Below are 18,394 nucleotides of genomic sequence, written 5' to 3' on the forward strand. Positions count from 1 at the left end.
GCCAGTGGCATTGCCGGGTAGCTATGTTCGGAAAAGATAACCGCTGAAAGCATCTAAGCGGGAAACTTGCCTCAAGATGAGATCTCACTGGGACCTTGAGTCCCCTGAAGGGCCGTCGAAGACTACGACGTTGATAGGTTGGGTGTGTAAGCGCTGTGAGGCGTTGAGCTAACCAATACTAATTGCCCGTGAGGCTTGACCATATAACACCCAAGCAATTTGATGCTCCTAGTTGAAGAAACGAAAGAGGCCAGATTGCGGTGTGTGAAGACGAAAGAACCGAAAGTTCGGCTCTGCTCACAAAAGCAGCACAAAACACCGAAAGCTGTCACATACCCAATTTGCTGAAGCGAGGCCAACYGGTCACGACTCAGTACCCGAATTTCTTGACGACCATAGAGCGTTGGAACCACCTGATCCCATCCCGAACTCAGCAGTGAAACGATGCATCGCCGATGGTAGTGTGGGGTTTCCCCATGTGAGAGTAGGTCATCGTCAAGATTGAATTCCGAAACCCCTGTCTGCTTACGCAGACAGGGGTTTTGTCGTTTCAGGGGTACTGAAAAGCCCGTTGTGGTGCCTCTCCACAACGGGCTTTTTCACGTCTTACGCAAACAGCTTCAGCACATTGTTCATCGCATCATCGGCAAAACCCTGTACGAAAGCCTTGAAGCCCGGCAGCGTCTCGGCACCTCCCTGCGCCGGCTCGGCGATGATGGTCCAGGTGGCTCGGGACTTGCCCGCATTCAGTGGTTCAACGCTCATCGCTGCCCACAGATTGGCCACACCCAGGGTGTTGTAGATAGTGGTCCAGGTCATGTGCCGTGCCTGGTCGTCCCGGGAGTTGAGTTGCTCGACCACCAGGTTGCCGTCCTTGAAAAACTTTTTGCGCAGCGATGACACACCTTCGCCGGTCATTTCGATGTGCGACAGCGCCGGGATGAAGCGATCGAAGCCGGCAAAGTTACCGACAACGGCCCATACCTGCGCGGCATCGGCGGGCACCTCCACCGAGGACACCACGTGGCAGCCTTGAGGGTTTTTGATCAGGGTATCGGGTTGCAGAGTACTCATGGTCTTGCTCCGTTTGGTTGAGTCAGATGAAATTGATTTCTTTGAGGTAGTCGCAGCCGCGACGCAGCAGCGCCGGGGACTTTTGCGGGTAGTGCGCGCCCATTAGCCGAACACCGGCCTGGGCGTTGTCGTGACCGATCATCGAGATATCGCCGATGTCCTCCTCGAAGCCGTTGAGGTAGAACCCCAGCACGCCGAACAACGCGTTGTCGCTGTCGACCCGATCCAGCTGCTGTTGCCAGTCGGCGACGCTGACCATCGCGAATTCGCGTCCCGCCTCGCGGAAGGACGCCACGTAGTTGTCCCAGCTCAAGGGCTCGGGGTTGTGCAGGTTGAATACCGCTTGTTCCGGTTGATAACGACTGGCGTGGAAGGCGATGAATCGGGCGAGAAAGTCCACCGGCATCAAGTCGAAGTTCAAGGCGAACTCCGGCACCTGGCCAAGCTGGATCGAGCCCTTTAGCATCAGCATCAGGCGATTCTTGTGCGGCTGGCACACGCCCGTAAGGCTGTTGAAGCTGATGTTGCCGGGGCGGTAGAGATTGACCCGCACCCCAAGCTCCCGGGCCCGTTCGAGGATGCGCTCGCCCACCCATTTGGACAGGTTGTAGCCGTTCTTGATGTAGATCGGTGGTGTAGGTGCGGCCGGCAACTCAAGCACTCGGCCATCGGCGGATATCGTGCTGGAGGCCGAGAGCGTCGAGACGAAATTGAAGATTTTTTTGCTGCGTCCTTCGCACAGGCGCAAGCATTCGAAAATCGGCTCGACGTTGTCCCGGGCCAGCGACTCGTAATCGAGGACGTGATTGACGTTGGCCGCGTTGTGCACCAGAGCGCCAAACTCCTGATCCAGTCGCTGGTAAACCTCGGGCACCAAACCGAGTTCCGGCCGCGTGATGTCTGCCGCGTAAACCCGCACCCGGGTCAAATCCAGATGTTCCAGACGGTTCTCCTGCAACGCCTGGGCAAAGCGCTCGTCCGCCGATTGGCCATTGCCGCCGCGAACCAGGCAGGCGACTTCGCTGGCACCCCAGGCCAGCAACGCTTCGACGATGTGTACACCGACAAAACTGTTGGCACCGGTGACGATCACCTTGTGCACATCGCCCATGCGGCTGACGGGCAGCGGCTGAACATCCAGTTCGCGGAACGCATCGCGCATGGCCTGTTCGCTCAGCACTTCTTCGCTGCCGGAGCCGCGTACCAATGTCGCCAGTTTCGCGAGGGTGGGCATTTCGATGAAACGGTTGATCGAGATGCTGCGCCCGAACTCTTCGCGCAATCGCAGGAGCATGCGCGACAGCAGGATCGAGTGCCCGCCCAGATTGAAGAAGCTTTCGTCGGTGGAAATGTCGCTCGCCGGCAGCTCCAGCAACTGCGCCCAGATCTCCAGCAGCAGGGCCTCATCGGGGCTGACGGGCAGACGTCGTGGAGGGCGCTCGGTGACGTTGAGCGGCAGCTCCAGAAGCGCTTTGCGGTCGACCTTGCCATTGCTGGCGTAGGGCATGCCTGCCAGCTCGGTCCATGCAACGGGGAGCATGTAGTCCGGCAGGTGCTGTTTCGCGTGGGCCTTCAAGGCTTGGCGGGCGCCGCCGGGGAGGTCTTCCCGGGGTTGAGCAAGGAAAGCCAGAATCCGCCGCTGGCTATCAATGACCACGGTAACCTGGCGGTACAACTGGCTGTCGCGCAGGCAGCGCTCAATCTCTTCCGGCTCGACCCGGAAGCCGCGAATCTTCACCTGATTATCACGCCGACCGCACAGCTCGATCCCTTCCGCCGTCCACTTCGCCATGTCCCCGGTGCGATAGACGCGCAGGGTCCGGCCATCAGGCAAGTTCAGGTCCAGATAACGCTCAGAGGTTTGCTGCGGGTTGTTCAGGTAACCCAGGCACACGCCTGGGCCGGCGATGTACAGCTCACCGACGGTCTGTTCGGCCACCGGTTGAAAGTCATCATCGAGAATCAACACCTGGCTGTTGGCGATCGGTGCCCCCAGCGAGCGGTTGTTGTCGCCCGTCTGTAGGCGTCGCGCCGTAATCAGCACCGTGGCTTCGGTGGGCCCGTAGAGGTTGTAGAGCTTGCCCTGACGGCTCAGTTGCTCGATGACCCACGGCTCGCAGACATCGCCGCCGGTCATCACATGATCCAGGCACTGCAACTGCTCCAGAGGCAGGATGCTCAACAAGGCCGGGGGCAAAAAGGCGTGGCTCAGTTGCCAATGACGAATCAGTTCCACCAGTTGCAGGGGATCACGGCGTTGGTCATCGCCGGGCACGATCAGCTCGGCGCCTTGCAACAGGGTGGGGAAGATGTCGATCAGTGATGAGTCGAAACTCAACGAAGAAAACTGCAACACCCGGCTCTGTCCGGTCAGTTGCACATAGTCGGCGTACCAGTGGGTGAAGTGCGCGAGGTTGGCCTGGCTGAGTAGCACGCCCTTCGGATGGCCGGTGGTACCCGAGGTGTAGAGCGCCATGCAGGGCGCATCGAGGTCGGGGCGTTGGCGCATCAACGGTTGAGTGAGGTCTGCTTCATGGGCGCCGATACTGCTGATGTCCAGCCCTGGCATCTCGCTCGCCAGGGGATGCTCGCCGTCATGCAGCAACAACACCGCGCCGGCGTTCGACAGGATGTACTGCTGACGTTGCAACGGATGGCTTGGCTCCAGCGGCAAGTACACCGCGCCGCTGCCCAGGATCGCCAGGATTCCCGCATACAGCGCACTGCATTTGGGCAGACAGATCGCGATGACGACCGGGCCTTGATGCTGATCCAGCAGCGGCAGACGTTGTTGGATGGCGCGGCTGTGTACGTGCAACTGGCGATAGTCGAGGGTGTTGCCGGCGATGCTCAAGGCCGGATGGTCGGCGCTCTGGATGCATTGTTGCTCCAGCCTTTCGATCATCGGCGTTAGCGCGAGTTGTTGCAGTCGTGGGTCAGCGGTGGCATTGAGGCGATGCACGAACGCGAGGCTGTCCAGGAACCGCAGGCTCTCGATGCGCTCGAAGCGGACAGGTACGGCGGGTACGGCGGGTACGGCGGGTACGGCGAGCCGAAAATAGTCGGCATCCCTCGAGTAGCGGCTGACCAGCAGCGCCACGTGGTCAACCAGTGCTGTCATGGCCTGCATACGCAACGCCTGGCCGTTACCCGACGGTTCATCGGCGATAGGTACACGGCTCAGCAGCGTTGAACCATGCCAGCACAACACGTCCAGCGATGGCAGGCCGGACGCCTGCGGCAGGCCAAGGCCCAATTGCAATGTCAGGCGTGGCGCCTGACAGGTGAACTGGAGCGACGTACCATCGTCGATCAGTAGATCCGCAGGCCCCGGCATTTCGTCGAGTGCGGATATCCGCGTCAGTGAGTGACCGTGTTGTTCGAGTTCCAGCGCCAGGTCGGTCATGGCCTGGCTTTGTCCGCTGAGCAAGATGTCGAGACGTCTCATGATGGGCTCCTCGTCAAACCAGGTAGTCGCTGAGGGCGGTTTGTACGCACGGCGAATCGAGCAGCGAACTGCTGTGGAAAAACCGCACAATGTTGGCCACCAGCGGGTGATGGCGATTGATCGGGAAGGCCAGTGCCGACACTTCGTTCTTGAGGGCGTGGCGCGTCGCGTCGTTGATCTGCAGTGCGTCGATCAGGCGGATGTCGAAGGATTTTTGGATGTCGTTGGTCAGGTAATGAGCAATGAACACCGGCAGGATCTGCGCGATGCACTGGCGGTCGTCTGCACTTGCGGCATGCCAGTAGATGCGTACCAGCCGCGCCCAAAAACCGGAGTGACGCCCCTCGTCCAGCAAGTGATCGGCCATCAGGCCCTTGATCGATTGCTTGACCGTGTCGTCCTTGGCGAACGCGGCGACATCACCGGTCACCGTGTTTTCAGCGATGGCCACGCAGATCAGTTCTACAGCGCTACGCAGGTGCTCCGGTGCGAGCGCCACGGCCGCTGGTATCGCCCGGCTCAGCTCGATCTCATCCGGCAACTCAATGGGGGTGATGCCGGTCAACGCGATGGTCTGTTGCATGAAATCCATCGCCACCAGCGCGTGGTAATCCTCGTCCACCACCACGGTCATGGCGTCATAGCGGCAGGCGAACGGGAACTCGACCGCGAAGCGATTCTTGGCGATGCTGCGGGCGGTTTTGTCGACGATCTCGGTTTCGAAGATCACCACATCGTTGATGAACTTGTAGAGGGTCTGCACCAGGGCGAAGTCGCGCTGTTCCGGGCATTGGCGCAGAAAGGTTTCGCTCAGCACCAGCGGTTGGCGGCTCAAGGGGTAGATCAGTTTGTCGTCGTTCTCCAGCACGCGGCGCGGGCGCGTACGGATGGTCGCGCGGCTCTCCCAGGCGTCGGCGAAAGATTGGTAGTCGGTGGCGTTCATGCGCTCACCTCCACGACGGATTCGTTCATGCTCAGGCGCAACCCGTCCCACAGGGCGATACGACTTTCCACTGCGGCGATAGCGCTGGCATACACGTCTTCCTGCCGTTGCGGATCGCTATCGACCAGTCGCGACAGGAGCTTTTCCGCTGCCGGGCCATGGTCCTCGGAATCGACCTCAATGTGCCGTTCGAGGTAGTACCGGAAAGTCGGCGCCTGCGCGATGCCGATGCCCCAATCGTCGAGGATGCGCTGGAACATCTGCGGGATAACGCTTTCGCGACCGTGCAGAAACGCCGCCGCCACACTGTGACCCGGCGCATGCAGTGCTGTGTGCAGCGTATGGCGAACGAAATCTGCGGCCGTCGGATCGACGTTGACGCTCTGCAAGGCCACGTCGTAACTCACGCCTTCTTGTTGCAGGGCCACGAAGCGTTCGATGGCAATGGTGCAGGCGCCGACTTCGCGCATTGCATCCAGGTACAACTCGAAGTGGCTGTAGTGGCCCTGGGCCGGGCGATCATCCGACTCTTCACCCAGCACGATCTCGTTGATCAACCGCGCGGCCTGAGGATCCAGCGGTGGCAGCCAGGGCAGTCGCACGCAGGTCAGCTCCTGTTGCAGGCGCTTGGTCAGCGACATGAAGTCCCATACGGCAAACACGTGGGTTTCCATGAAGCGTCGCAGGACGGGCAGCGAATGTATTTCAGAAAAGATCGGGTGTTCGCTAAGTTCGGATTTTTTTTGAATCAGACGTTCTTTAGTTGGTTTCATGGATGAGCCTGTAATTGATCTTTGGTAAGAACTAATCAAGCACTGAAGTTCGCTGAAGGTTTTCTCCTAACGAACAGGTATCTCAAACTAATTGATCTTTTTCAGTGCCATGGATGCCGAGTGGCTGAGGCGTTGTAGCCGTTTGTGGCTGACGGCGAAGAAAAACTAATACACATATAAAGTATTGATCAAGTTGTTTCGGTATTATTTTAGTATTCAACTTTTTTGAAGATGATAAGTTTCAATAAAACTTTTTATATTGGTTTTATTTGGGCGTGGTTACTCCTCCCGGCTTATATAAGTCAGAATTGAATAAAGAGTGAATGCCTCACTCGAAGTAACTTTTTTAGCGGGTGTCGTTGGGGATGTCTGAGGGGGTGGAAGTGGGGCGCGAGTGATGCCGATCCTTCCGTTCCCGTGATGAGGCTCCTTCCTTCGCTTCTGGGGGCAGGGACTGCTCCATTCGCACGGAGCGTCACCCGTTATTTGTCCTGGTTATCCAGAGTGGGCGTAAATCGAGGTGGCCGCCATTACTGAGGCATCACGCAAACGTTGTAACGGTCGGGTTTTAAGGCGGCGGGGCGTTGGGGCGCGGCATGGCGCCGCAAAGGTGGTGTGGTATGGGGCGGGGGATTTGTAATCAAATTATTCGCGGAGCATTTTTTTTGGGGAGGGGGGGAATGCGCAGCAAGCGAGGTGAACCCTTCGATAGGTTCCCCGGGCTTGCCGCCGCGGGCTACTTCGACCTGTTCCTGGCCTGGACTTCAGGACTGTTGAGGTAGCGCGTAATGACCTCGACCCCTCGGTTCAGGTGATGTTCAAGCAGCTTCACGGAGCGATCGACGTCCCGGTCTTCGGCGGCCCGCAACAGTGCCTGGTGGTCGTCCTGGGAGAGTTTGCCCAGGCCCATGGCTTCCAGGTTGAAACGCAGGAACCGCTCTTCTTCGATCAGGCCGTCTTCGACCAGACTTAACAGCCGGCGATTGGGCGCCCGGCTGTAAAGCGCCATGTGGAACAGGCGATTGAGCCGGCCGATTTCGGTGTAGTCGCTTTGCGTTTCCAGCTCGTCGATGTGACGGGCAGCCTGTTCGAGATCTTCGTCCCGGAGCAGTGGCACCGAGAGACGCAGGGCTTCGGATTCCAGCAGGATGCGCAGCGCATAGGTTTCCACGGCGTCGCCCTGGACCAGCGGCGCGACCACGGCACCCTTATGGGCAATCACGTTGAGCAACGATTGTGCTTCGAGCTGGCGCAAGGCCTCGCGTACAGGCATGCGGCTGACGCCGAACAGGTCGGCGAGGTCTTGCTGGCGCAAGGCCGCACCGCAAGGAATGCGCCCGTCGAGTATGGCCGCGCGCAGGGTTTCTTCAATCACCGAGCGTGCCATATGAGCGGGAATCGGCCCGTTGACCTTGATACTGCTGAGAGGGTTGGGCTTTTGTGTCACTAAACGCACCCTGAGTGATGGAATTTTTTGGATCCAAGTGACCCTAGTAACTGACTGACGGCTTGTCAAACAGGCTCACGAGTGCCTTTCTTGCAGTTTAGCGCGCCGCCAGTGATCTCACTGTGCCATTGTCTTTTCCCGGTCTAACCTTCACCATTCAAACGACTCCCTCCTGCCTATCCAGGATGCCTCGCATTGGCGGCAAGTTTAACGATCCCCCGGATTTTACGCTGCCTGTGCAGCGCACTGTTGCTGACTGGCGTGATGCTGGGCAGCTTGAGCGCCGATTGGGATTTTTCCCTGATCAGCCGACGGGCGCAGGCATTGTATGGACCTTTGGGAGAAGGTCAGCAGCGCATTAATGACTGGCAATACTTGCTGGCCAGTCAGAAGCAACTCGGCGAATTGGAACAACTCAATGTGGTCAATCGCTTTTTCAACAAACAGCTGCGATACGTCGAAGACATCGACCTGTGGCATGACGTCGACTACTGGGAAACCCCGATCGAAGCCCTCTGGAAAGGCGCCGGCGACTGTGAAGACTACGCTATTGCCAAGTACTTCAGCCTGCGTCACCTCGGTGTAGCCAGTGAAAAGCTGCGTATCACCTATGTCAAGGCACTGACCCAGAACCGCGCGCACATGGTGCTGACCTACTACTCGAGTCCGGAGGCCGAGCCCCTGGTGCTCGACAGCCTGATTGATGCAATCAAGCCGGCCAGCCAGCGAAAGGATTTGCTGCCGGTCTACTCTTTCAATGCAGAAGGGTTGTGGCTGCCAGGCGCCAGGGGCAATAAAAAGGTCGGCGATACCAAACGCCTTTCGCGTTGGCAGGATGTGTTGAAAAAAATGCAGGCCGAAGGATTTCCGGTCGAGACGACTAACTAGGAGCACACGCTCAGATGTCTTTGTTCAAACAGCTGTTGATTGCTATCTGTCTGTTCCTGGTGGTCGCCTTCACCGGCAGTTTCATGGTCAGTCTGGAGAGCTCGCGCATTCAGTACGTCAACCAGTTGCGCTCCCATGCCCAGGACGCTGCGACGGCGCTGGCGCTTTCCCTGACACCGAACATCGACGACCCGGCGATGGTCGAGTTGCTGGTCAGCTCGATTTTCGACAGCGGTTACTACGCGAGCATCCGCGTGGTCGATCTGAAGACCGACCAGACCCTGGTCGAGCGCACGGGCATTCCGGCGGTCAACAACGTTCCGGACTGGTTCGTCAAACTGATCGGCCTGGAACCCGCCGGTGGTGACGCGATCGTCAGCCGTGGCTGGGAGCAGGCTGCCCGGGTCGAGGTGGTCAGCCACCCGATGTTCGCGCTAGCCAAGTTGTGGCAAAGCGCTTTGGGCAGCCTGGGCTGGTTGTTGCTATGTGGCGCGGTCAGTGCGGTACTCGGCGCACTGTTACTGCGTCAGCAATTGAGGCCGCTGGATTACATGGTCCAGCAATCCCATGCCATCGCCCGGCGGGAATTCCTCAGCCTGCCGGAACTGCCGCGCACTCCCGAACTTCGCCGGGTCGTGCAGGCCATGAACCAGATGGTCGAGAAGCTCAAGGCGCTGTTCCAGGAGCAGGCCGAGCGCAGTGAAAAACTGCGGGTCGAGTCCTATCAGGACTCATTGACCGGGTTGGCCAACCGGCGTTATTTCGAGATGCAACTGAATGCGCGGGTAAGCAATCCGGAGCAGGCCAGTTCCGGTTATCTGCTGCTGTTACGGGTCAAGGATCTGGCCGGTCTCAATCAGCGTCTCGGTGGTCAGCGCACTGATGAAGTACTCAAAGCCGTCGGCGAGCAGCTGTCTCGCGAGTGCGCCAAATATCCCGAAACCCAGAACCTGGTCACCCGTATCCGTGGCGGCGAATTTGCCGTGCTGGCGCCGGGACTGGTGCGCGAAGAAGCGCTGCAACTGGCACAAAATCTCGACAGCGCCTTGGCCAGTCTTCACGCTACCGGCGCCACCGATGTGGCTGCCGTGGCGTCTATCGGCCTGGCGCCTTTTGCACACGGCGACTCGCCGCAAGCCGTGCTCAGCCTGGGCGATCAGGCGCTGGCGCAGGCCGAAGGCCAGGGCGAGCAGAACTGGGCCTGTATCGAACACAGCCTCTCGGCCAGTGTCGGCGACGATCACCACGCTTGGCATCTGATGCTCGACCAGGCGCTGACGCAGCGACGTTTCGAGCTGTATTTCCAGCCGGTAGTCGCCGCCCAGGACACGCAACTGGTACTGCATTACAAAGTGCTGTCGCGACTGCTCGACGAGCACGGCCAGACCATTTCCGCCGGGCGTTTTCTGCCTTGGCTGGAGCGCTTCGGCTGGACTGCGCGTCTGGATCGGCTGATGCTCGAACGGGTGCTTGAGCAAATGAGCGGGCATGAGGCGTCGCTGGCACTGAATCTGTCGTCAGCTACCCTGGCCGACCCGCAAGCGCAAAACAAAATCTTCGAGATATTGCGTGCTCATTCCAACCTCGGCCCGCGTTTGACCCTGGAGATTGGCGAAGAGCAACTGCCTGACCAGGCGGTGCTGGAGCAACTGACCCGACGCCTGCGCGAGCTCGGGTTCTCCCTGAGCCTGCAACGTTTTGGTGGGCGCTTCAGCATGATCGGCAACCTGGCACGGCTGGGGCTGGCGTACTTGAAGATCGACGGCAGCTATATTCGGGCCATTGACCTGGAGAGTGATAAACGCCTGTTCATCGAGGCGATCCAGCGAGCGGCGCACAGCATCGACTTGCCGCTGATTGCCGAGCGGGTCGAGACTGAAGGCGAGTTGTCGGTGATTCGCGAGATGGGGCTATACGGTGTGCAAGGCCAGTTGTTCGGCGAGCCCAAGCCCTGGAAGTAACACTTTAGAGCTGGGTTGCCCGCGATGAGGTTGGAACAGTCACTGAAGATCAATGATCAGATCAACCCGCTTTCATCCTCATCGATCAACTGACTCAACCCACCCAACGCCTCACGCGCCTGGGTCCGGTCCATCAGTTTGGCCTGGGCCGCCATCGGCAGGTCGGTGACGCGGATCACGCCTTTCTGGGTCAGCACCTGAATCAAGTCATCGAGTACCCGGATCATTTCCAGGTCACTTTGCTTGAGCTGTTTGAGGCTGTTCTCCACAGCCGCGTTGGCAAACCAGGCCTGGATCTCATGATTGTCGGCCGGCAGCGTTTCCGTGGCCTCGGCGTAGGCGGCGGGTTCCACGCGTACCAACAGGCCCTGCGCATCGCGTTGCACGTAAAACATTGAGCACCCCTCGGATTTGAGCCAGCGTCGTGCTGTCAGCAGCATAGGTCAACTGCACGCCAGTATGTGGCGCAGCGACGAAATCGTCACCGGGCAGTGGCCGCAAACGTGACGGCCGCCCCATAAGGGCGGCCGTTTTCGTGCATCAGCTGTTGTTGTGGTCGACTTTGATGGTCGGGTCGCTACCGGCAATCAGGTTGTGCAGGTTGGCGCTCGACCAGCTGTTGCCTTCCAGCTTGATCGTCACGTCCGGCGTGGCGGCGGCCGCGTTGCCCGAGTTGAACTGGCCGGCCGAGCTGACTTGCAGCGACGACACACCATCGACCGTGGTGATCTTCAGGAAGTTGTCGATGGTGCTGCCGGTTTCGCCCTGCAACAGATCGCGCAGGTCGATCCGGTCGCCTTCGCTGGCCTTGAAGTCCTTGATCACATCGTTGCCGGTGTCGCCCGCTTTCCAGACGAAGGTGTCACCGCCGGAACCACCGATCAGGATGTCGTTGCCCTGTCCGCCCATCAGCGTGTCGTTGCCGGTGCCGCCGAGCAGGATGTCATTGCCCTTGCCACCGTCGAGGGAGTCGTTTCCGCCCGAGCCGAACAGGATGTCATTGCCCGCACCGCCCAGCAGGCTGTCGTTGCCATCATGGGCACCGGACACATCGAACGCGGTGTAATGCTCGGTGATGTACTGGTGCACGTTGCTGGTGGTGACTTTGTTGGCGTCCACGCCGGTTTGCTGTGCCACGAAGGCTTGCATGGCCTGGTAACCCTCGCCAGCAATGCCGTTGAAGCTCACCAGGTCGCCGAACAGGAGGTCGTTGCCATCGCCACCGCTGACCGTGTCGTTGCCTGGCATCGTCGCTTCGGTGTGGCCGATGATCGAGTTGGCCAGATCCTTCGGATCGATGTTGGTTTGTGGCGTTTGATCCGAGTCGTACGGCTTCAGGTCGTTGAGACTCACGTCGCTGTTGAGGCCAATGGCCTCGACATTCGACAGGTTGCTCAGCAGTGTAAAGCTGCTGGTGGAGTTGCTGGTGGTGTCCCCGTCGGTGCTGTTGCCGTCGCCGTCACGACCCGAGAACTCGTAGGTGCCGTCACCCTGGGCATGCAGATAGCCGAAGTCCTTGGATGACCAGCTACTTCCGTTGCCGTTGCCATTGCCATTGCCATTGCCATTGCCGTTGTTGCCGTTGTTGCCGTTGCTGCTCTTGGTCCAGACCGTCACGTAGCCCGAGGCGGTAATGTCGATCTGGTGCGTGCTGTCGGGGAACAGGCTGATCGCTTTACCCAACTGATAGTTGCTGGTGGTGATCAGGCTATCGAGTGTTGTGCTGCCATACAGGGTCGGGTTGGTCGACTCGCCGCTCTGGTAGTAAGTCGGCTTGCCGTCAGTAATGAAATACGTGAGGTTCTTCGCCCCGGTGTTGGCCACGGCGTCCGCACTCTGGAACCAGTTGGCCGTGGTTTTGAACACGTCCTCGTAGTTGGTGCCGCCGCCGGACGACATCGAGTCCAGAATCGCCTTCAACTGAGTCAGCGCATTCGGGTCATTGAGGTTCACCGACACCGACTTGTTGACCTGGGTGTCGAAGTCCACCAGGAAAATGTTCACCGTGCCCGAGTTGCTGCCCAGGCTTTGCTTGAGGGTGTTGAACACCGACGTCAGCGAGTCCTTGGCCGAGTTGATCGACGAGGTACTCATGCTGCCGGAGCTGTCGACCATGAATGCGATGTTGTAGTTGGTGCCCGGCACCACGGTCAGGCCACCGATGTCGGCGACGATGATGTCATTGCCGTCGGTGCCGGTGATGGTGTCATCGGCCGCGGTGGCGGTGACGGCGTTGTAGACCGCCGGGTACACGGTCACGGGAATCTGCGAAGTGTTGCTGGCCGAACCACCCAGGGCCTCGGTGGAGGTCGAGGTCACGGTCAGGTTGAACTGGCCGTTGTAGTACGGTGGTGGAGTGACGGTCAGAGAGCCAAGGCTCCAGTCCGTCACGTTGGCCTCGCCATTGGACGCGGTGACCGTGAAGGTATGTCCCGCGCCGTCGGTGAGCACCGAGCCGACCGGCATGCCGCTGATCTTCAGGCTAAGGCTTTCCGAGCCGTCGGTGTCGGTCAGCGCGGTGGTGATGGCGGACAATTTCACACGGGTGCCTTCGGCGCCGGTATTGAGTTTGTAACCGTCGTAGTAGCCTTCGCCTTGGGTGCCGTGCAAGTCAGACACGGTCACACCGGCATTCACCAGATCCGACACACCGGTGTAAATCGGTACGCCGGCACTGCTCAGGTCGATCGGCGTGCTGCCATTGACCGACAGGTTGACGTCATAGTTGCCCGGGCCGCTCTGGTTGTGGTGATAGATGTCCAGGGTGTAGTAACCGCTGGTAGTCGGGGTGAACGAACCATTGAGGTTGCCGCCCGCGCCCCAGGTGATCGCGGCTACGTTCTTGCCGCCGATGGTCACCAACAGGCTGTCATCGCCAACACCGCTGAAGGTGTAGGTCTTGCCAGCTTCGAGGTAGATCAGGCCGGAGGTTTTCGACGCCGTGCCGGCGGTCACACTACCGTCGGACTGCACGTTGGTCACGGTGCCCTTGGAGTTCGGTGTACCCGCGGCGTCGATCACGTTTTTCAGCGTGGTCGAGTCCGCGCCGTTTCCGCTGGTGCCCAGGCCCGACAGACCGGTCCAGACTTCCTTGATCAACCCGGTGGACCTTACGCTGTTGTCGGCAACGCTCAGGGTCGGTGCATCCGCCACTGGGGTGATGTCGATCTTGATCGTGCCGGTGTTGCCCAGCGACTGGCCCTCGGTTGGCTGGAACTGGAGTTGCGCGTAGTCAGCCTTTTGGTCGCCAATGCCGGGGCCATAACCGTCCACGCCCGACTCGTTGGCATCCGGCGTGAAGCGCAGTTTGCCAGCGTCGATATCAGCCTTGCTGAAGGTCTGGTTGGTGGCGACATCTTTCCAGGTCGAACCGTCCAGGTACTGCAGTTTGCCCTCGCCCGGCAGCTGGGTGATTTTCACGCCCAGGCTGGCAGCCGGACTGTCGACGTCGCTGACGCCGAAGGTCGACCAATCGAGGATCAGCGGCGTGTCTTCGGTGCCGGTGACGTTGACCGGTGCTGCGACCGGTGCGTCATTGACCGCCACCACGTTGACCGTGGTGGTCGCGGTGTTGGAGTAGTTGCTGCCATCGGTCACCGTCACGGTGATGATGCGCGGCACGGTGCTCGGATCTTCACTGTTGTTGGTGAAGGTGATGTTCTTGATCTGCTGCATGTAGTCGGCCAGCGTCGCATTGCCCGACAGTGTCAGCGTGACCGAACCGTCCTGGCTGTTGGCATTGATGGTGATGCCATTGACGCTATTGCCCAGGTTCAGCGCGTCGCCTGGCTGACGGTTGGTCAGCACGATCGTTGCGCCGGTCAGCAGGGTGCTGTCCGGGTCAGTGATGCTCAGATCGGTATCGCCGATAGACACGCCAGGACCGGCAGTGTTTTCGGTGAACGTCACCTGGTAATCGGCCCCGGAGGCGCCGCTGGAGTTGTTGGCGTCGAGGTCCAGCACTGGCGGTGCATCGTTGTCGATGATCGAAGTGCTGACGCTGCCGTTGGACGAGCTGATCGCCAGGTTCTCGAAGTCGCCGCCGATGGCCGAGTCGATCTTGACCACGAAGTTTTCGGTGCCTTCGGTGATCTTGTCATCGATGGTCGCGACGTCGAAGCCAGCGTTGCTGGCACCCGCCGGGATCTTCACGGTGTACACACCGGTGAAGTCCGAACCGTCGGCAGCGGTGCCGCTGTAGACGATTTTCAGCGTCACTTCGGTCTGGGCCGGGTGAGTCAGGCTGACGGTGTAACTGGCGGCCTGGCCTTCGGTCACCGAGGTGCTGCCGCTGATGCTGACTTCAGTTTTGTCGATGGTGTCGGTTACGCTCGTGACAGCTGCTGCCGGGTCTTTCACCAGGCTTTCGAAGTTGCCGCCGGTGGCGTCGCTGATCGTTGCCTGGACGGTGCCGGCGTCTTTGTAGACGTCGTCGGACGGTGCCACAACGGTGACGGTGCCGGTGGTTTTACCGGCCTCGATATTGATTGCCGCGCCGTTGCTCAGGGTCACGGTGACCGGCGAGCCGGCGGCGTTGGTCAGGGTGGCGGTGTAGATGATCGAGCCGCCCTCGGCGACCGAGTTGGTGGCACTCAGGCTGAGGTTGGTGGTGTCGACGGTGTCGGTCACGGTGGTGCTGACCGGGGTTTTGTCGGCGACCAGGTTCTCGTAATTACCACCAGTGACGTTGGTAATCGAGTTGGTCAGCGGGGCGTGGCCAGTCAGCGCGTCGTTCGGCGCGGTGATAGTCACGGTGCCGCTGGTGTGACCGACTTCAATGGTGATGGTTTGACCGTTGGCCAACGTCACGACGACAGGCGAACCGGTCACGGCTGCACCGACGGTGGCGGCGTAGGTGACGGTGCCACCTTCGGCCGCTGTTTCGCTCGCTGTCAGTTTCACCGTCGAGGTATCGATGGTGTCGGTCACTTCCGTCACCGCCGGCACGTTGCTCGGCACCAGGTTCTCGAAGTTGCCGCCGGTGGCGGTGGAAATGGTCGCTTCGACTTTACCGGCGTCTTTGTACACGTCGTCCTTCGGCGCATCGACAGTCACGGTGCCGGTGGTTTTACCGGCTTCGATGGTGATCACCGCGCCGTTCGACAGGGTCACGGTCACCGGCGAGCCGGCGGCGTTGGTCAGGGTCGCGGTGTAGACAATCGAGCCGCCCTCGGCCACAGAGTCGGTCGCGTTCAGCGACAGGTTGGTGGTGTCGACGGTGTCGGTGACGGTGGTCGAAACCGGCGTTTTATCCGCGACCAGGTTCTCGTAATTACCGCCGCTGACGTCGGTGATCGAGTTGGTCAGTGGGGCGTGACCGGCCAGCACGTCGTTCAGCGCGCTGGTGGTGATAGTGCCGGTGGTGTGACCGACGTCGATGGTGATGCTCTGGCCGTTAGCCAAATTCACGGTCACTGGCGAGCCGGTCACGGCTGCACCCACAGTGGCGGTGTAAGTGACAGTGTCACCTTCAGCCGCTGTTTCGGAGGCGGTGAGCTTAACGGTGGTCGTGTCGATGGTGTCAGTGACGTTGGTCACCGCCGGCACGTTGCTCGGCACCAGGTTTTCGAAGTTGCCGCCCGTAGCGGTCGAAATGGTCGCTTCGACTTTGCCGGCGTCCTGGTACACGTCGTCTTTTGGCGCATCGACGGTCACGGTGCCGGTAGTTTTACCGGCTTCGATGGTGATTACGGCACCGTTCGACAAGGTCACGGTGACCGGCGTACCGGCCGGATTGGTCAAGGTAGCGGTATAAACAATCGACCCACCCTCGGCCACGGAATCGGTCGCGCTCAGCGACAGATTGGTAGCGTCGACGGTATCGGTCACCGAGGTCTCTGCCGACTTGCCGTCGACGTCCAGCTTCTCGTAGTTGCCACCCTTGGCGTCGTCAATCTTGACGCTCAGGGAGTTACCACCCGCCAAGGCATCATCAGACGTCACGACGCTCACGGAACCGCTGCTGGCGCCTACCGCAATAGTGATGGCCTGGCCATTGGACAAGGTCACGACAACCGGCGACCCGGTGACTGGCGAAGTGACAGAAGCGGTGTAAACCACAGTGCCGCCTTCGACGATGGTCGGCGTGGTGGTCAGGCTGACCGTCGATGTGTCGATCGTGTCAGAGACATTGGTCACTGCAGGTGTCGAATCAGTGACCAGATTCTCGAAGTTGCGACCCGTAGCGTCCTTGATGGTGGCTTCGACCTTGCCGGCATCTTTATAGACGTCGTTGGCCGGGGCCGGGACGCTCACGCTGCCGGTGGTTGCGCCAGCGGCGATGGTGATGATCGCGCCGTTGCTCAGGGTGACCGTTACCGCTGTGCCCGCGGCATTGGTCAGGGACGCGGTGTAAACAATCGACCCTCCTTCCGCCACGTCAGGGGAAGCCGAGAGGCTCAGGCCGGTGTCGTCTTTTGAATCGGTAATGGTGGTCAGCGCCGGCTGAGTGCTCGGGGTCAACTGTTCAAAGTTGCCGCCCGTGGTGCCGGTGATCGTGGTGCTGACGGTGCTGCCGTTTACATAGACGTCATTGGCCGGGGTCTCGACCACGACGGTGCCGCTGGTTTTGCCCGCTTCGATGGTAATGACCGAGCCGTTGCTCAAGGTCACGGTCATCGGCGTGCCGGCCGGGTTGGTCAGGGTGGCGGTGTAGGTGATCTGGCCGCCTTCGGTGATGTTGCCGGTGGCGGTCAGGGTCAGCCCTGTGTTGTCCATAGAATCGGTGATGGTGGTCACGGCCGGTGTGGTGTTGGGCACCAGGTTTTCGAAGTTACCGCCGGTGGTACCGGTGATGGTCGTGCTGACGGTGCTGCCGTTTACATAGACGTCATTGGCCGGGGTCTCGACCACGACGGTGCCGGTAGTCTTGCCGGCTTCAATGGTGATGGTCGAGCCGTTGGACAGGGTGACGGTCACCGGTGTTTGCGCCGGATTGGTCAGGGTTACGGTGTAGGTGATCTGGCCACCTTCGGTGACGGTGTTGCCGGCCGTCAGGGTGACCGTAGTGGTGTCGACGGTATCGGTGATCTGGGTCACAGCCGGGGTAGTCGGCGGCGTCACGGTGATGCCGTTGCCGCCGCTGGTGCCGGTGACAGTTACTTCGATCTGGGTCGCGTCGTTATAAACAGTGTCGTTCGCAGCCAATGGCACGTTGACGGTGCCGGTGGTCGAGCCCGCGGGAATCACGATCACAGCGCCGTTGGACAGCGTCACAGTCAGGTCGGTCAGTGGTGCCTGGGTCAGGGTCGCGGTGAATACCAGCACGCCACCGGCTTCGGTGATGGTTGGCGTGGCGCTGAGGCTCAGGGTCGAGTCACGCAGGGTGTTGGCGGTGGTGTTGGTGGTCTGGCCGCCGGTGATGTCCTGAGTGGTTTGCGCAACAGAGTTGATGCCCGCGGTCGGGAAGCCGATGGTCGGGTCGATGCGGCCAGCGGTGGCGTCGAGCATCACGAAGCTGTGACCGCCACCGGCGGCACCACCAGAACCCGCCGCCGTCGGACCCGCCGCCGTGGCTTCAAGGTCTTTGGTCGGGTCGGCACCGGCGGCAATGGCTTGTTGCAGCTCCTCAACCGACGGCGCGGCTTGCGCGGTGGCGAATGCCAGATCAGTGCCGGAGTCCGGGGTTTCAGCGCTCCACTGGGTGTCTCGGCCCAGATCCAGGGTGCGGCCATCGGCCAGTTCCAGGGACACGGCACCGGAAAGGCCAGTGTCGATCTGGTCACCGGCAAACAGTTTGTCGCCTTCAACGAGAACGCGGCGGATGCCCTCCGGGGATACCACGAAAACCTGACCGACAATGCTTTTGACGATGGCAACAACACTGCTCATTGAAGACTCTCCGGGGTGTCACGTTCAGTT

General features: G+C 60.3%; 9 protein-coding genes and 2 rRNA genes. 4 read left to right on the top strand and 7 right to left on the bottom strand.

What is annotated here, in order from left to right; genetic code table 11:
- Together AC1DVE_RS10270 and rrf are read left to right on the top strand one after the other, a co-directional pair.
- Positions 1-203 (top strand): 23S ribosomal RNA (locus tag AC1DVE_RS10270); the annotation flags it as partial.
- Between the two features lie 182 nt (positions 204-385).
- Positions 386-501, top strand: a 5S ribosomal RNA gene (gene rrf, locus AC1DVE_RS10275).
- 105 nt (positions 502-606) lie between these two features.
- On the opposite strand, the gene AC1DVE_RS10280 is transcribed toward rrf, so the two are convergent.
- The 5 genes from AC1DVE_RS10280 to AC1DVE_RS10300 all read right to left on the bottom strand — a co-directional run bounded on the left by AC1DVE_RS10280 (position 607) and on the right by AC1DVE_RS10300 (position 7,685).
- Positions 607-1,074 carry an SRPBCC family protein gene (locus AC1DVE_RS10280; RefSeq protein ID WP_223461821.1) on the bottom strand — a complete coding sequence of 156 codons (468 nt, stop codon included), beginning with the start codon at positions 1,072-1,074 and terminating at the stop codon, positions 607-609.
- Positions 1,075-1,096: 22 nt separating this feature from the next.
- Complete coding sequence (locus AC1DVE_RS10285) at positions 1,097-4,522, bottom strand: amino acid adenylation domain-containing protein (protein WP_477783907.1); 3,426 nt, start codon at positions 4,520-4,522, stop codon at positions 1,097-1,099.
- 13 nt (positions 4,523-4,535) lie between these two features.
- The gene (locus tag AC1DVE_RS10290) at positions 4,536-5,465 is read right to left on the bottom strand and encodes a diiron oxygenase (RefSeq protein ID WP_223461817.1); all 930 of its coding nucleotides are present in this window, start codon (positions 5,463-5,465) and stop codon (positions 4,536-4,538) included.
- A complete protein-coding gene (locus AC1DVE_RS10295) occupies positions 5,462-6,238 on the bottom strand; it encodes a DUF3050 domain-containing protein (RefSeq protein WP_223461815.1) in 777 nt (258 codons plus the stop codon). Before AC1DVE_RS10295 ends, AC1DVE_RS10290 begins: the two co-directional genes overlap by 4 nt.
- A gap of 736 nt (positions 6,239-6,974) precedes the next feature.
- Complete coding sequence (locus tag AC1DVE_RS10300; RefSeq protein WP_223460848.1) at positions 6,975-7,685, bottom strand: GntR family transcriptional regulator; 711 nt, start codon at positions 7,683-7,685, stop codon at positions 6,975-6,977.
- A gap of 195 nt (positions 7,686-7,880) precedes the next feature.
- Here AC1DVE_RS10300 and lapG point away from each other — a divergent pair, with 195 nt between their 5' ends.
- A complete protein-coding gene (lapG, locus tag AC1DVE_RS10305) occupies positions 7,881-8,573 on the top strand; it encodes a cysteine protease LapG (RefSeq protein ID WP_223460850.1) in 693 nt (230 codons plus the stop codon).
- A 14-nt stretch (positions 8,574-8,587) separates the two neighbouring features.
- The gene (lapD, locus tag AC1DVE_RS10310) at positions 8,588-10,534 is read left to right on the top strand and encodes a cyclic di-GMP receptor LapD (protein ID WP_223460851.1); all 1,947 of its coding nucleotides are present in this window, start codon (positions 8,588-8,590) and stop codon (positions 10,532-10,534) included.
- Between the two features lie 56 nt (positions 10,535-10,590).
- Here lapD and AC1DVE_RS10315 read toward each other — a convergent pair whose 3' ends face one another.
- Together AC1DVE_RS10315 and AC1DVE_RS10320 are read right to left on the bottom strand one after the other, a co-directional pair.
- Positions 10,591-10,929 (bottom strand): tryptophan synthase subunit beta, encoded by a 339-nt coding sequence (locus AC1DVE_RS10315; protein ID WP_223460853.1) that lies wholly within the window; start codon positions 10,927-10,929, stop codon positions 10,591-10,593.
- 145 nt (positions 10,930-11,074) lie between these two features.
- Positions 11,075-18,364: a retention module-containing protein gene (locus tag AC1DVE_RS10320; protein ID WP_223460855.1), complete on the bottom strand. Its 7,290-nt coding sequence runs from the start codon at positions 18,362-18,364 to the stop codon at positions 11,075-11,077.
- Positions 18,365-18,394: the final 30 nt, after the last annotated feature.

The sequence above is a fragment of the Pseudomonas sp. P4_B4 genome (assembly GCF_056402255.1).

Coding starts and splice junctions, on each gene's coding strand:
- AC1DVE_RS10320 (WP_223460855.1), bottom strand. CDS start 18,364: ATGAGCAGTGTTGTTGCCATCGTCAAAAGCATTGTCGGTCAGGTTTTC.
- AC1DVE_RS10290 (WP_223461817.1), bottom strand. CDS start 5,465: ATGAACGCCACCGACTACCAATCTTTCGCCGACGCCTGGGAGAGCCGC.
- lapD (WP_223460851.1), top strand. CDS start 8,588: ATGTCTTTGTTCAAACAGCTGTTGATTGCTATCTGTCTGTTCCTGGTG.
- AC1DVE_RS10295 (WP_223461815.1), bottom strand. CDS start 6,238: ATGAAACCAACTAAAGAACGTCTGATTCAAAAAAAATCCGAACTTAGC.
- AC1DVE_RS10285 (WP_477783907.1), bottom strand. CDS start 4,522: ATGAGACGTCTCGACATCTTGCTCAGCGGACAAAGCCAGGCCATGACC.
- AC1DVE_RS10315 (WP_223460853.1), bottom strand. CDS start 10,929: ATGTTTTACGTGCAACGCGATGCGCAGGGCCTGTTGGTACGCGTGGAA.
- AC1DVE_RS10280 (WP_223461821.1), bottom strand. CDS start 1,074: ATGAGTACTCTGCAACCCGATACCCTGATCAAAAACCCTCAAGGCTGC.